The organism is Actinoplanes sandaracinus (assembly GCF_030009775.1).
In the GTDB taxonomy this organism is placed as follows: Bacteria; Actinomycetota; Actinomycetes; order Mycobacteriales; family Micromonosporaceae; genus Actinoplanes; species Actinoplanes sandaracinus.
In genome coordinates this window covers 151,016-165,255 of sequence record NZ_JASCTH010000010.1, presented here as the reverse complement: position 1 = coordinate 165,255, position 14,240 = coordinate 151,016, and the positions used below count along the sequence as shown (strand labels likewise).

Here is a 14,240-nt window from a genome sequence, read left to right as displayed (position 1 = left end):
GGGGCACCCGTGTGGTCTGGGGGGGCTGGGGGGGCCGCCGGGCGCCGCGGCCCCACCACCGTCGTCCCCGCGCGGTGTCACGCCCGCGGAGGCCACGCCATCGCAGCGCGTCACTCGCATCAGACATCCGCGCAGTGTGCCAACCTGTCCGCGTGAGTGTCGACGACTTTTACCGGGACGTGGCCCGGATCGCCCTGGCCGTCGCCGACAAGCACGGCTTCGTCCTGGGCGGCGGGGTGGCGTGGCTGGTCAACGGCCTGGTGGCCCGGCCCACCGAGGACGTCGACCTGTTCACCGACACCGTCGGCGGGGTGGCCGCCGCGGCCGGCGAGGTGACCTCGGCGCTGACCGCGGCCGGCTACCGGGTGGTCCGTGAGGACGCCGACGAGCTGTTCGCCGGCATGGACGCCGACATCCAGGAGTTCCTGGTCGCCGGCGAGCACCGGGCGCTGCGCCTGACGCTGTGCCGCCTGGACCGGCACCGGGCGCCGGTGGTGATGGACGTCGGGCCGGTCATGCACCTCGACGACCTCGTCGCCACGAAGGTCGCCGCCCTGGTCAACCGGCGTGAGGTGCGCGACTACATCGACGTGGCGGCCGCGCTGGAGCGGTATCCGCTGGCCCGGGTCCTGGAGCTGGCGCACGCGGCCGACCCCGCGCTGGACCCGGAGGACATCGCCGACGCCGGCCGTTACCTGGACCGGCTCGACGACGCGCGGTTCGCCCTCTACGGCCTGGACCCGACGGCGATCGCCGCGTTGCGGGCCCGCCTCGAGGGATGGCCCCGCTCCTGAGGCGTCAGACCGGGCGGCGCCGGGTGGCCGGGCACACCCCTCGCATGCCCGGCCGCCCGCTTCGTCACCGGTCTTCGACGATGATCCATGGCCGGAAGTCGTGCTTCACCCGGCCGGTGTCGTTGATGACCCAGTCGTTGATGTGAAAGTCGAAGTACTTGATCCTGACGTAGAACTCCTCTTCGCCGTTGCGCCGGTTGAGGACGCCGGATCCGAAGACGCCGGAGAACTCGGCGCCCAGCCCTTCGGGGCCGGATGCCGGCCAGCCCGGGTCCAGGAAGAGCTCGCCGATCTCGATGTCGTTGGTGCCGTTCTCGAACCGGAGCTTGGCCTGGAACGACCCGCCCCGGGCGAGGATCTCGTCGGCGTACCACCGAGGCATGTAGGAGTCCTGGCCCGCGGTGAACTTCCAGTGGTTCAGGGTCGCGGTGCCGTTGACCCGGAGGCAGCTGTTGCGGTAGTCGTCGTACTTGCAGTACGGGGCTCCCAGGACGGCGGCCCGGGCCGGATCGGCGACGGCCTGCCCGAGCAGCATTGCCAGCGCGACCGTGGGCACGGCCAGCAAGCGGGACAGTTTCATGAACGATGCTCCGTTCTCGGCGGTGCGGACTTGACGCCGGGAACGTTGCCATCGGGAACAGCACGTCCACATGGGTGTCGGCCACCCGGATTCAGGTCGCCCGGCGCAGCACCCGGGTGTTCGGGCCGAGGCAGCCGACCGCCCACAGTTCGCCGGCACGGGTGGCCGTGATCCCGGTGACGGCCGTCCCGCCGTGGTTGTACGTCCCGGGCGCCGGCGGTTGGCGCTTGACGAAGCTCGTCCCGTCGAACGTCATCGCCAGCGCGTTGTCCACCCCCTCGGCGACGTAGTAGCCGACCGCCCACACCCCGGTCGCCACCGCGACGACACCACGGAACTGGGTGCCCTCCTCGATCACGCTGACCGGGATCCGCTGCCATGCGCCGTCGATCCGCCGCAGCGCGAACGCGAGCCGCTTCCCCGCGCTCCAGGTGTAGCCGACCGCCCACACCTCCTGATCAGAAACGGTCGCGACGCTGAACAGTGCGGACGACACGCCACCGTCGGCCGGCAACTCGTGCTGCCCCCATCGAAGGCCGTCCCAGTGCAGCGCCACCGCCTCCGCGGCGTCACCCGGCACGCCCCGGTAACCGACCGCCCAGACGTCATCGGCGTGGTTCGCGCTCACCCCGGTCAGATGCACCGGCCCGAGATCGGGTGCCGGCGCCGGCGCCCAGACGCTGCCGTTCCAGCGCATGATCAGGCCCTGAGGGACGGCGGAGCCCTCGGGCAGGTGCGAGCCGACCGCCCACCCGTCGCGCGAGCCGACCATGTCGACGGCCGCGAGGTGGGCGACACCCCCCGGCTTGGTGACCGGCCACGGCGTCCACCGGAGGCCGTCACCGCGGAGGATCAGCGGCCGGGCGCCGTCCGGATCGAGCAGGCTGTCCGGATCGAAAGCGGACCGGGCGCTGAATCCGACGGCCCACAGGTCGGTCGGCGAGACACCGGACACGGCGGTCAGCGTGTCGTGCTCGTTCTCGCCGGCCGGGCTCGCGACGGTCTGCCAGACGGCCCCGTTCCAGCGCTGTGTCAGGGTCCGCTGGCGGCCGGTCGTGTCGTCGCGCTGGTTGCCGACCGACCACACCGTGTCGGCGCCGACCGCGGCCACGCCACGGAGCAGGTTGGACGAACGGCTGGGGCTCGGGCTGGGAACCACGTCCCAGGCGCCGGTGGGCGCCACGAGCAGTGCGGCCGCCCCGGTGAGGGCGACTGTCAAGAGTGGAGTCATCCGTCGATTCTGGGCATGGCGGGAGTGTCGGCGGTGGAGTCGATCAACCCATGTTCGCGCCGGGGCCACCCATATTCGCGGCGAACCCGGCCAGTCCCGTCCGGTCCGGCTGGCCGGTCTTCAGGAGCAGGCTGGCGACGTGCTTCTCCACGGTGCGCGGGGACAGGAACAGCCGCGCCGCGATCTCCCGGTTGCCGAGCCGCTCGGTGACCAGTTCCAGGACCTCGTGTTCACGAACGGTCACTCCGAGCCGCCGCAGCACGTCGGGGATGCGGTCGCTGCCACGCCGGCGCTGCAGCACCGTCACACCCATGGCGCGCAACCGCTGCCGGCAGGCCGCCGCCGGCCGCACCATCCCGGCCGCGTGGAACCAGGCCTCCGCCGCCGACAGCCAGTCCCGGGGCCGGCCCCAGCCGTCGGCGCCGGCACTCTCCCCGACCAGCCACAGACCGAGATGCCGGGCCAGCGGGTACGGCGCGGCCAGCTCCCCGAACTGCGCCACAGCCGCGACCGCGTCGGCGCCAGAACCCTCCCGCCCGTACAGGACCGCCCGGCTGAGCAGCACGAACTGCCGATTCCAGCGGGCCTGGCCGTGCGCCGAGCCGGCCAGGTCCTCGACCTCGGACCGGCCCGCCTTACCGGACACGGTGGCGAGCAGCAGGTGCGGCCCCGGGTTGAACGACAGGAAGTGCGGCGGGAACTCGTTCTCCTTCGCGATCGCCCGGTCGAGCCAGTGCCAGGCACGTTCCCGGTCGTCCTCGATCAGCGAACAGAAACCGAGACCGAGCCCCCATGCCGCGGCGGCGTGATCGGCCTCTTGCCCGCCCAGCGAGCGGAATCGATCGTACAAATGATCGGTTTCGGTCCTTGCGCCCTGATGGGCCGCGACGCAGAGGCGGACGGCGAGCGCGATGAGCCTCGTCGCGGCCAGGCGGAGCCGGGCGGCGACGTCCTCGGCGTGCCGTGCCCGCCGCTCCGCCTCGCCGAACTCGCCACGGGTGAGGTGGACGACCGCCAGCTCACACTCGATGATCAGGGTGGTGACCACCGCGCCCGCCGTGACCGCGGTGTCGTGCGCGACCAGCAGCCGGGCCGGGTCGGCATGGTGGATGCCGTCGAGGACGCCGAGCTGGAACAGGATCTGGACGCGCCGGCCGGTCAGCGCGTGCGCCTCGGCGATCCGCAGCGCCTGGTCGCACAGCGCCCGGGCGGCGTCCAGGTCGCGGGTGCGGGCGCAGCCGGCCAGCACCTCCAGCGCCGCGCACCGCACGTCCGGGCTCGCCGCGCCGCGCAGCGCCCGCCCGGCCAGAATCTCGGCCCGGGCCATCCGGTCCGGCCGCGGGTTCAGCCACGCCAGAAACGCCTCCACCGCGTCGGCCTCGGCGGTCAGTTCCGGCCCGGCGTCCAGCGCGCGCACGCTCGCGATCTCCCGCAACCCGTCGGCCCACCGCCCGGCCGTGCCCGCGGCCTTGGCGAGACGCAGGTGCACGGCGGCGCGCCGCCCCGTCGACGCGTGCAGATCCAGCCACTTCCCGACTTCGGCGGCCCGCTTCATCTCGCCGGCGTCGAGCAGCGCGTCCAGCAGGACCGCCCGCAGGTCGGTGAGCGCGGTCGCGTCGGCGAGCGCCCGCCCACCGTGCCGATCCGGCTCGCCGTGCCGACCGGGCTCGCCGTGCCGACCGGGCTCGCTGTGCCGACCGGGCTCGCCCGTCAGCAGACAGAGACCGCGTTCAGCCTGGGCGATGGCGGCGGAGACCGCGCCCTGAAGGCGCGCCCGATGCGCCAGCCCGGCCAGTATCCGGGCGGCGCGGCCGCTGTCGCCGGCCTGATGCCAGAGCCGCGCGGCGAGTTCGGGATACCGCGGGCCGCTCTCCGCCGGCGCCTGGGACGGGCCGGGATCACACGGTCCGGCCGGCTGCCGGAGCCGGGCGGGGCCAGGCCACGGAGTCGGCTGCCGGGTCGAGGTGGGATCCTGGTGTTCGAGCGCCAGCGCGGCCCGGCGGGAGAGGTCGGCGACCTCGGCGGGCAGCAGCGTCGACCGCAGAGCCTCGGCGGTGAGGGCGTGCCGGAACGCATAGCCGTCGGGTTCGTCCGCCGGGACGATGAGCTGCGCGTCCGTTGCCAGGCGCAGGCATCGGGAAAGGTCCGCCGCGGCGAGGCCGGCGGCCTCAGCGGCCACCGTGGCCGGGAAGCGGTGACCGATCAGGCCCGCCGCATGCAGGAATCCGCTCACCCGCGGGCCGAGGCGGGCGGCGCGGGCGGCGACGTTGTCGGCGAGGGCGGCCGGAACCCGGTCCTGCCAGGGCTCGCGAACCCGCCACCCGTCGGCCGCTCGGATCAGTGCCCCTTCGCCGACCATCCCGGCCAGGAGTTCCTCGACGTAGAACGGGATGCCGCCGGAGGCCGCGAACAGCCGGGTCAGAGCCGGGGCTGGCACGCCTCCGGGCGGAACCGCCAGGCATTGGGCGGCGAGTTCGCTGATCTCGCCGTGGTCGAGCGGCCCCAGTTCAAGACGTGGTCGAGCGGCCCCAGTTCAAGAACCGTGGCGGCCCGGCGGCGGGTCGCCGCACGGACCAGGCCCATGCCCGGATTCGATCCGGGCCGGACGGTCGCGATGACCAGCACCGGCTCCTCGCCGAGGTGGTCCACCAGGTAGTCGATGACGGCAAGGGTGTCGGCGTCGGCGTCGTGCAGATCCTCCAGCACGACCACACATGCCGGTGACCGCGTCCGATCATCGCCGTCGCCGCCGTCCCGATGACCGTCCTCGGCGAGGGCGACGAGCAGGCGCAGCACGCCCTCGGCCAGGACGACCGGCGCGTCGTCCGGGCCAGCCGGCGATGGCCGCCATCCCGCCGGTTCAGGGGCGGGGTGGTCCGGCCGCCACTCGGGCAGCAGACGGGCGAGGGCGGCGTGGTAGGGCCGCAACCCCGGATCATCCGGCGGCCCGGTGCGGCGCAGCACCGGCATGAAGGCCTCGCGGAGAGCGCGGTACTGCGCCGTACTCGATGCGGCCCGTCCGCGCAGGACGCGGTGACCCGCGGCGCCGGCCGATCGCACGGCCTCGGCCGCGAGGCGTGTCTTGCCGATGCCCGCCTCGCCGACCAGGAACAGCACGCCCCCGGCGCCGTCGGCGGCGTCGTCGACCGCGTCGCGGACGGCCGCCTGCTCCGGGCCGCGCCCGATCAGGACGGGGCCACCGAGTCGCAGGCGGAGCGCCTTCAGGTCGGCACCACTCCCCCGGGCACTCGGGCATCCGGCGTGACGGACGCGGTTGCCCGGACGATAGGCCGCGCCGGCGGCCGGCCGGAACGAGCACGTCAGCAATGCGACTACGCCGAGACGGGGCGCCACGCATTGACAGAGTTCGATTAGAGCGCTTACCGTCAGCCGGGAAAGCGCTTACCCGCAGCGTACGGCCGACTCCACCGAACCGGCCGCGCGCCAGCCGCCGATCCCCGGGCGGGAGGGCCGGCGCCGTCATCCCCATGCCGCCACCCCGGGCGGCATCCGTCCCCCAACGGAGGATCACATGTCCACTCGGAGAACTGTCCTCTCCGCGCTCTCCGCCGGAGTCCTCGCCGCGGGCGGCGTCGTCGCCCTGGGCCCGGCCCCGGCGTGGGCCGCCGAGTCCCGCCCGGTCGGGTTCGCCAGCCTCAACGGCGGCACCTCCGGCGGCTCGGCGTCCGCCGTGGTCACCGTGACCACGGCGTCGGCGCTCAAGTCGGCGCTGAGCTCCGGCACGTCGCAGACCGTGCGGGTGTCCGGCCTCATCTCGATCTCCGGCATGTACAACGTCGCCTCGAACAAGACGGTCATCGGCGTCGGCTCCGGTTCCGGCATCACCGGCGGCGGGCTCAACCTGTCCGGCGTCCGCAACGTCATCCTCCGGAACCTGGTGTTCCGCAACGCGGCCGACGACTCGATCAACATCCAGTCGGGCACCACCAACGTCTGGGTCGACCACAACGACCTGTCCAACGGGTACGACGGCCTGATCGACATCAAGCGCGGCTCGGACTTCATCACGGTCTCCTGGAACCGGCTGCACAACCACGACAAGTCGATGCTGCTCGGCCACAGCGACGACAACGGCTCACAGGACATCGGCAAGCTGCGGGTGACCTACGTGCACAACTGGTTCGAGGGCACCGGTCAGCGCCACCCCCGGGTCCGCTTCGCCAACCCGGTCCACGTGCTCAACAACTACTACTCGAACATCGGGTCGTACGGCGTGGCCTCGACCGAGAACGCGGGCGTCTTCGTCGAGCGCAACTACTTCGAGAACGTCGGCAAGCCCACGGTCACCCAGACCGGCGACTCGGACCCGGGCAACCTGAAGGTCCTCAACAACTACCGGGTGAACTCGGGCACCGAGCAGGTCCGCAACGGCGCCAGCGTCGCGGCGATCCCCTACTCCTACACGCCCGAGGCGAACAACACGGTCAAGGCCACGGTGCAGGCGGGCGCCGGCACCGGCAGGATCTGACGGCCCCACTCGGCGGTGGCGCCCACGGGCGCCGCCGCCGGCTCATTCCGGCACGTCGCGCATCCCCCGCCACCGGCATTTCACATCCAGGTGTACGCGGTCACGCCCGGCCCGTTTCGCCTCGTACAGCGCCTCGTCGGCCCGCGACAGCAGGCTGGCCGCGGTGCTGTCGGGGCCGGCCATGGTCACCCCGACGCTGACGGTCACCCGCCGGTCGCCGGTGATCGGCGCCCAGTCGTGGTCGGCGACCGCCCGGCGCAGGTGCTCCATGCGCGCCGTCGCCGTCGCCCGCGGCAGCCCGGTGAGGACCAGCAGGAACTCCTCGCCACCGAACCGGGCGGCGATGCCGTTGCCGCCGGCGGCCCGCGTGAGCAGGCGGGCGAACTCGGCCAGCACGCGGTCGCCAACCTCGTGCGACAGGGTGTCGTTGATCCGCTTGAAGTGGTCGAGATCGAGCAGCGCCGCGGTCACCGGCGTGCCGTCCGCGGCGGCCCGGGCCAGCAGTGGAGGCAGCGTCTCGTCGACGAACCGCCGGTTGCTCAGCCCGGTCAGCGCGTCCCGGCGGGCCTGGTCGCGGAAGGTCTCGGCCAGCCTGCGGGCCTCGCTCACCTCGAAGACCGCCTGCTGGTTACGCGCCTGCGCCTCCCGCTGACGGCTGGACAGCCGCTTCTCCGCCGCGACACTCGCGTCCAGCGCGCGGTACGCCTGCTCGAAGTCGCCTTTCGCCGCATGCAGTTCCGCGGCCTCCCGCTGCACCCGGACGGCGAGCAGCCCGAGGCCGACCTCGTCACACAGGGTGCGGCTGATCTCCAGGGACTCGGTCGCGGCCGTGAGATTCCCTTGATGGCGCTGCACCGTGGCGAGGGTCAGCGTCAGCTCGGCGACGGCGTCGCTCTCGTCGGTGGCGTCCGTCTCGTACGCCGCCAGCGCCGCCCGCGCGGCCCGCTCCGCCTCGCCGTGGTTGCCCAGCCCCAGCTCCACGCGGGCGATCGTGTCGTAGTCGCAGTAGTCGAGTTCCCAGCCCTGGCGGCTCAGCTCGACCATGCGGCCGATCACCTCCCGGGCCAGGCGCATGTCTCCGTAGTCGTACTCGCTGTACGCCCAGTTGTTGAACGCCATGGCCTGGCGGCGCAGATCACCGGCGGCGACGGCGGCCCGCAGGGCTTCCTCGTACCGTTCCCGGGACGCTGCCAGGGATCCCGTCTCGGCGTAGGCGTCGGCCAGTTTGACCATGCAGGAGATCCGGGGCCCGGACGGCACGGTGTCGTCCATCGCGCCGACAGCCTGCATCATGTGGTCGAGGTGGGCCAGCACGTCGCCGGTGACCCGGTACAACCTGGCGAGCAGTTCGTGGGCGTGCGACAACACCCGGCGGCAGTTCGCGGCGGCCGCCCACTCCCGTGCCTGCCAGGCCAGCCTCATGGCCGTGCCGAGGTCGCCGCGGCGTTCGGTCATGTCCGCCCGCAGCAGGGTGCACCGCCATCGCAGCGCCGGCTCGCCGAGAACCTCCGCCCGGCGCTCCAGTTCCGCGGCACGGGGCAACGCCACGTCGATGTCGGATCCGACGCGCTCGCGGAGTTCGTCCAGCTCGGCGTCGATCGCCGCGGCGTCGAAGGGCGCGGGCGCGCGGTGGCCGACCGCCGTGTCCGTCAGCATCGCGCCCCACCCTCCCCGAGGCCGGTTCCGGCTCTCTGGCCTCCCCGATCGGCGACGCCCCCGGCGACTTGAGGAGTTCACCGCCCGCCGCACCCGGGTCACCGGCGCCCGGCCGGGGTCTAGGCCAGGCCGGCAGCCAGTCCCGCGGTGACCAGCAGGCCCAGCCCGTTGGTCGCCCAGTGCAGCGCGGCGGCCGCGAGCAGGCTGCCGCTGCGCCGCCGCAGCTCACAGAGCAGCAGGCCGGCCACCGCGGTGAAGGCGACCGCACCGGTCACGGCCAGCGCCTGACCGCCCGCTCCGGTGCCGACCGCGTCACCGACCGCCCGGTTGGCGTCGTTGAGGCGCAGCGACGGCAGGATGTGCCAGAGGCCGAACAGGACCGAGGACGTGATGCTCGCCCAGACGGCGCCGCGGTGCCGGTTCACCAGGCCGAGCAGCACGCCCCGGAAGGCGACCTCCTCCAGCAGCACGGTGCCAAGCGGCACCACCACGAACGCGGTCATCAGCGCGGCGCTCAGATGCAGGTGGTAGCGGACGTCCTCGAAGGCGGGCCGGGTGAACGGGATGACGGCACCGATCGCGTAGACGACACCGACGGCCAGGACGGCGCCGACCGCGTATTTCAGGCCGGGCAGCAGGGTGCGGCGGGACAGGCCGAGATCGTGCCAGGTGAGCCCGGCCCGCCGCCCGAGCAGTACCAGGATCAGCGCGACCAGCGGGCCGGCGACCAGGCCCGTGCCGGGCGGGCCGAACCGGTTGGCGACGTTGACCGCCGCCAGGATCGCCACGACCGCCCCGAGGACGAGGAGCAGGCGGCGACGGGAGATCGGGTTACGGTGGGGCACGAGGATAGGACCATACCCGACTTAAATGGATCAATCCGACTCGGTGTGACACAACCGACGTAGCGCGGCCAGGTCCAGATCGACGAGCCTACCTTCGCTCTTGCGGATCCTGCCATCGACGATGACGGTGTGCACGTCGGCCGGGCCCAGCGTGGTGACCACCGCCCCGGCCAGGTCGGCGCTCTCCGGCAGGTGGGCCAGGCCACCGAGAAGCACGAGATCGGCCCGCATGCCGGTCGCGATCGCGCCGACGTGGTCACCCAGACCGATGGCGCGGGCGCTGTCGGCGGTGATCGCGGGCAGCAGGCCCGCGGCGGGGTGCATGGCGCCGGTGCTCAACCGGTGCGAACGGAGCGTGTCGCGCAGCGGCTCGAACAGGTCCGGCGGGGCGTTGACCGGCACATCGGTGCCCAGCCCGGCGCGGCCGCCCGCCGCGAGGAAGGTGCTCCACGGCGAGCGGCCATGGCCCATGGTGGCCTCCACGACCGGGGTGACGGTCACGCCCGTCCCGGTGCCGGCCAGCAGCTTCGCCTGCTCCTCGGTCATGCCGTTGACGTGCACGAGGTGCAGGTGCGGGCCGAGGGCGCCGGCCTCGTGCAACTGCTCGATCGGTGAGCCGGGGCCGCCGGCGGCGTGCATCGTGGCGATCACACCGAGCCGCCGGGCCAGGTCGATCTGGCGCAGGGCGTCGTCGAAGGAGCCCCACGCCGTGCCGAAGACGGCGACCGCCCCGGTGACGCGCCCCCGCAGCCCGGCCACCCGCTCGACGTCGCGCTGGTCGTCGGGGTTGCCGTGTCCGACCACGGCCCGGAGACCGGCGGTGGCGTAGGCGTCGAGCACCGCGTCGGTGTGCTCGGGCGTCCGGGTCGTGTTGTTGAAGTCCAGAACGGTGGTGATGCCGGCGTCGAGCGCCTCGGCGGCGCCGAGAAGCGTGGCCCGGCGCACCTCGGCCGGGCCCATCGCGGCCAGGGCGCGGCCCTGCACCACCGCGAGGTACTCGGGCAGGGTCATGTCGGCGCCGATGCCGCGCAGCGGCGCCTGCCACACGTGCCGGTGGCCGTCGACGAACCCGGGCGCCACGACGAGCCCGGTGGCGTCGATGACCTGGGCGGCTCCGGCCGCCGGGAACGAACCGATGGCGGCGATCCGCCCGCGGTCGACGAGCAGGTCGGCACGGCCGCCGGAGACCAGGCGGCCACCTGTGATCAGCAGATCCATATCTCTCCCCAGAAAGCTTTTCTGAAAGCTATATGGAAAGCTTCATGATCACAAGTACGATGACCGGATGGCCCGGGACGTCGTGGACGAGATCGTCGAAGCATGGAGGACGGAGCTGCCCGGCGTCGTCGGCGACGAACTGGAGCTGAGCAAGCGGGCCGCACGCCTGGCCGGCCTGCTCAACGCGCCCGTCGAGGCGAAACTGGCACGACTCGGACTGACCAAGGCGGAGTACGACATCCTCGCCGTGCTGCGGGCGGCCGGGGAACCCTACCGGCTGCGGCCGTCGGTGCTGACCCAGCGGCTGGCGCTGACCTCGGGCGGCACCAGCAACGTGCTGCGACGGCTCACCGCCGCCGGGCTGATCGACCGCGATCCCGACCCGTCGGACGCGCGCAGTTCCTGGGTGCGGCTCACCGCCGCCGGTGCCGAGAAGAGCGAGGAGGCGGTCCGTGCGGCGAGCACGGCGCAGGCCGCCCTGCTGCGTGACGTCCCGCCGGAGACCGCCCGGGCGGCGATCCAGGCACTCCGCGACATCCTGATCGCGCTCGGCGACACCGCCTGACCCCAGCCGAGGTCCGGCCACCGCATTCCCGCAGCTCAATGCCCTGCTGACCGGATCCCGGCCGGCCGCGCCACCGGAACCCGGCAGGGCCACCGGCACTCTGCGTCATGAATCAATCGCCCGTTGAACCTTCCACGCTACGTGTCCGTACCTTCGACGGGGAATCACATCGCTGGGGTACGGGAGACGGGTGTGGCAGACAGGAAGATCGTGGGCGACGAGCCGCGCCCCGCACTGCGGATCGCCGGATACGTGCAGGGTCACGCCGAACCGATGGCCTGCCCGGAGCCGTCACCGGGCGACCCCGGGACCGCGCCCGGGCCCCTGCCGACCGGCCTGCCCAACATCGCCGACTACTGGCCCGACACCCCGGGACAGCGCGGCGCCGGCGTCCCACCGGCTCTGCCGCCCGACGTCACCGGCTTCGGCGCACCGGACCGGCCCGCCCGCAACCGGCGCCCCGCCATGCTGGCCGGCACACTCGCCGGCCTGGTCGCCGTCGGCACGCTGCTGCTGGCCCGCCCGCTGATCAGAACGTCGCAGGAACCCGTCGCCGCGCCCGCGACCACGACCGTCCCGGCGAGCGTCGCTCCCACCGTCGTTCCCAGCGCGGCGCCCACCGCCTCGCCGTCGGCGGCCCCGCCGGCCGCCGCGCCGCCGGCCGCGCCGTCGCCACCGCCGGCCGCCACGACGCCGCCGCCCGCCATCACGTCCGCCCGGTTCGAACTGGTCACCGGCGTCGCCCACCTGTCGGTGCGGGCCGCCGACCTGAACGGCGACGCGTTCCGGGTGACCACCCCGAAGGACTCCGGGCTCGACGTCGACAGCTCGTTCACGGACGGCACGCTGCGGGTCAGCACCAGACGGAACGGCTCGTCATCCGGCTCCGGACGCATCGACGTGCTCCTGAGCGACGACATCGTCTGGCGTCTGCGGATGGCATCCGGCGTGCGCGTCGCCTCGTTCGACATGGCCGGCGGCACGGTCAGCGACATCGATCTGCTCGGCGGCGCGCATTTCGTCGGCATCGACCTGGGCCGCGTCGACCGGAAGCTGCCGATCCTGATGGCCGGCGGCATCCGCACCTGGCGGATCACCACGGCCAACCAGGTCCCGGTCACGATCGCGATGGCCACCGGCGCCGGAGCGGTCACCGTCTACGGCGACGACGAGGGCGGCGTCAGGGGCGGCGACACGCTGCGCTTCGGCGACCGGAACAGTGCCGTCGGCCTAGACATCGACGCCGAAGCGGGCGTCGGCTCCCTGCGGATCACCCGCGACTGACCGGCGGCGCTCCGCCGGCCGGCCGGCTGTGTAGCCTGCCGTGCATGCCCGCTCCCCTGGCCGGCCTGCTGGTCGCCGACTTCAGCCGCGTCCTGGCCGGCCCGCTGGCGACGATGACCCTGGCCGACCTGGGCGCCACCGTCGTCAAAGTGGAACGCCCCGGCGCCGGCGACGACACCCGCAGCTGGGGGCCGCCGTGGACGGCGACGTCGTCGGCCTATTTCGACGGGCTGAACCGCAGCAAGTACAGCCTCACGCTGGACCTGGCCGACCCCGCCGACCGGACCGCCGCCGGCGACCTCGCCGCCCGCGCCGACGTCGTGATCCACAACCTCCGCCCGGCGGGCATGCTGAGTTTCGGGCTCGACTACGACAGCGTCGCCGCCGCCAACCCGACGGTCGTCTACTGCACCATCACCGGTTTCGGCCCCTCCGCCGACCTGCCCGGATACGACTTCCTGGTGCAGGCCGTCGGTGGCCTGATGAGCATCACCGGCTCCCCCGGCGGCGAACCGACGAAGGCCGGAGTCGCGCTCGTCGACGTGCTCACCGCCAAGGACGCCACCATCGGCATCCTGGCCGCCCTGAACCGCCGCCACAGCACCGGCCAGGGCGACCACGTCCAGGTCAACCTGCTGTCCAGCCTGCTCGGCAGTCTCGTCAACCAGACGTCCGGCTATCTGGCGACCGGCACTCCGCCCGGCCGGATGGGCAACCGCCATCCGTCGATAGCCCCCTACGAGACGCTGCGCTGCGCCGACGCCCCCATCGCGGTGGCCTGCGGCAACGACCGCCAGTTCACCCGCCTCTGCCAGGAACTGGGCACACCGCACCTGGCCACCGATCCCCGTTTCGCCGACAACCCGTCCCGGGTCGCCCACCGCGAGGCCCTGGTCACCGAGTTGGAACGGGCGCTGGCCACGGCCACCGCCCGCGAGTGGGAGCAACGCCTGACCACCGCGGGGGTGCCGGTCGGCCTGATCGGCGACATCGGTGACGCCATCGCCCGGGCCGAGTCCTACGGTCTCGATCCGCTGGTCCCGCTACCCGGACCGGCGTCACCCGGCGGTGCCCGCGCCTTCCAGATCCGCCACCCGGTCACCTACAGCGGCGCCTCCACCGAACCGCCGGCGCGTCCACCGGCCCTGGGCGAACACACCGCCGCGATTCGCGCCTGGCTGGCCCGGCCGCCCGGGACGCCCCTCCCGCATCCCGCGGCTGATTCCCCGCCCCGGCGACCCTGACGAGGGATCCGCGGGGCCACGACGGTTCGGATGGCGACGTACCGGGTATTGACGGTCTCGTACATCGCTGACGTGGAGGTGCCCGATGTCGTTTGACGACAAGGTCGACAACAAGGCTGAAGAGGTCGGTGGCAAGGTCAAGGAAGGTGTCGGCAAGGCCACTGACGACGAGCGCCTGGAGGCTGAGGGCAAGGCCGACCAGCGTGCCTCGAACATCAAGCAGGCAGGCGAGAAGATCAAGGACGTCTTCAAGTCCTGATCGACCGGCTCCGGACCGGGGCGCGGGGGGACCCCCCCGGGCCCGGGCGCGGGTTTAACAGACCCGCGGGGGGGC

General features: G+C 73.2%; 13 protein-coding genes. 6 read left to right on the top strand and 7 right to left on the bottom strand.

All coding sequences use genetic code 11. The features are described from left to right. Positions 1–152: 152 nt before the first annotated feature. Complete coding sequence (locus tag QLQ12_RS17165; RefSeq protein ID WP_282761058.1) at positions 153–794, top strand: nucleotidyl transferase AbiEii/AbiGii toxin family protein; 642 nt, start codon at positions 153–155, stop codon at positions 792–794. Positions 795–858: 64 nt separating this feature from the next. Here the strand turns inward: QLQ12_RS17165 and QLQ12_RS17160 are convergent, their stop codons facing one another. From QLQ12_RS17160 to QLQ12_RS17145, 4 genes are all read right to left on the bottom strand, one after another. After that, positions 859–1,374, bottom strand: coding sequence for a hypothetical protein (locus tag QLQ12_RS17160; protein ID WP_282761056.1), 516 nt, complete (start codon positions 1,372–1,374; stop codon positions 859–861). Between the two features lie 91 nt (positions 1,375–1,465). Next, positions 1,466–2,605 carry a hypothetical protein gene (locus tag QLQ12_RS17155; protein WP_282761054.1) on the bottom strand — a complete coding sequence of 380 codons (1,140 nt, stop codon included), beginning with the start codon at positions 2,603–2,605 and terminating at the stop codon, positions 1,466–1,468. 43 nt (positions 2,606–2,648) lie between these two features. Further along, positions 2,649–5,042, bottom strand: a complete 2,394-nt coding sequence (locus QLQ12_RS17150; protein ID WP_282761052.1) for a helix-turn-helix transcriptional regulator — start codon at positions 5,040–5,042, stop codon at positions 2,649–2,651. Beyond that, on the bottom strand, positions 5,024–5,959 hold the full coding sequence (locus QLQ12_RS17145; protein ID WP_282761051.1) for an ATP-binding protein: 936 nt from the start codon (positions 5,957–5,959) through the stop codon (positions 5,024–5,026). Before QLQ12_RS17145 ends, QLQ12_RS17150 begins: the two co-directional genes overlap by 19 nt. A 178-nt stretch (positions 5,960–6,137) precedes the next feature. Between QLQ12_RS17145 and QLQ12_RS17140 the strand changes: the two genes are divergently transcribed. Further along, the gene (locus QLQ12_RS17140) at positions 6,138–7,094 is read left to right on the top strand and encodes a pectate lyase family protein (RefSeq protein WP_282761050.1); all 957 of its coding nucleotides are present in this window, start codon (positions 6,138–6,140) and stop codon (positions 7,092–7,094) included. A 42-nt stretch (positions 7,095–7,136) separates the two neighbouring features. Here the strand turns inward: QLQ12_RS17140 and QLQ12_RS17135 are convergent, their stop codons facing one another. The 3 genes from QLQ12_RS17135 to QLQ12_RS17125 form a co-directional block, all read right to left on the bottom strand. Further along, positions 7,137–8,750 (bottom strand): GGDEF domain-containing protein, encoded by a 1,614-nt coding sequence (locus tag QLQ12_RS17135; protein WP_282761049.1) that lies wholly within the window; start codon positions 8,748–8,750, stop codon positions 7,137–7,139. A gap of 119 nt (positions 8,751–8,869) precedes the next feature. Next, a complete protein-coding gene (locus QLQ12_RS17130) occupies positions 8,870–9,595 on the bottom strand; it encodes a type II CAAX endopeptidase family protein (RefSeq protein WP_282761047.1) in 726 nt (241 codons plus the stop codon). Between the two features lie 30 nt (positions 9,596–9,625). Beyond that, positions 9,626–10,813, bottom strand: coding sequence for an amidohydrolase family protein (locus QLQ12_RS17125; RefSeq protein ID WP_282761046.1), 1,188 nt, complete (start codon positions 10,811–10,813; stop codon positions 9,626–9,628). A gap of 67 nt (positions 10,814–10,880) precedes the next feature. Between QLQ12_RS17125 and QLQ12_RS17120 the strand changes: the two genes are divergently transcribed. The 4 genes from QLQ12_RS17120 (at position 10,881) to QLQ12_RS17105 (ending at position 14,165) form a co-directional block, all read left to right on the top strand. Next, entirely contained in the window at positions 10,881–11,378 is a 498-nt protein-coding gene (locus tag QLQ12_RS17120) for a MarR family winged helix-turn-helix transcriptional regulator (RefSeq protein WP_282761045.1), read from the top strand. 192 nt (positions 11,379–11,570) lie between these two features. Continuing rightward, complete coding sequence (locus QLQ12_RS17115) at positions 11,571–12,662, top strand: hypothetical protein (RefSeq protein WP_282761044.1); 1,092 nt, start codon at positions 11,571–11,573, stop codon at positions 12,660–12,662. A 44-nt stretch (positions 12,663–12,706) separates the two neighbouring features. Then, positions 12,707–13,906 carry a CaiB/BaiF CoA transferase family protein gene (locus QLQ12_RS17110; protein ID WP_282761043.1) on the top strand — a complete coding sequence of 400 codons (1,200 nt, stop codon included), beginning with the start codon at positions 12,707–12,709 and terminating at the stop codon, positions 13,904–13,906. Between the two features lie 85 nt (positions 13,907–13,991). Beyond that, positions 13,992–14,165, top strand: coding sequence for a CsbD family protein (locus QLQ12_RS17105; protein ID WP_282761042.1), 174 nt, complete (start codon positions 13,992–13,994; stop codon positions 14,163–14,165). The last annotated feature ends 75 nt before the right edge of the window (positions 14,166–14,240 follow it).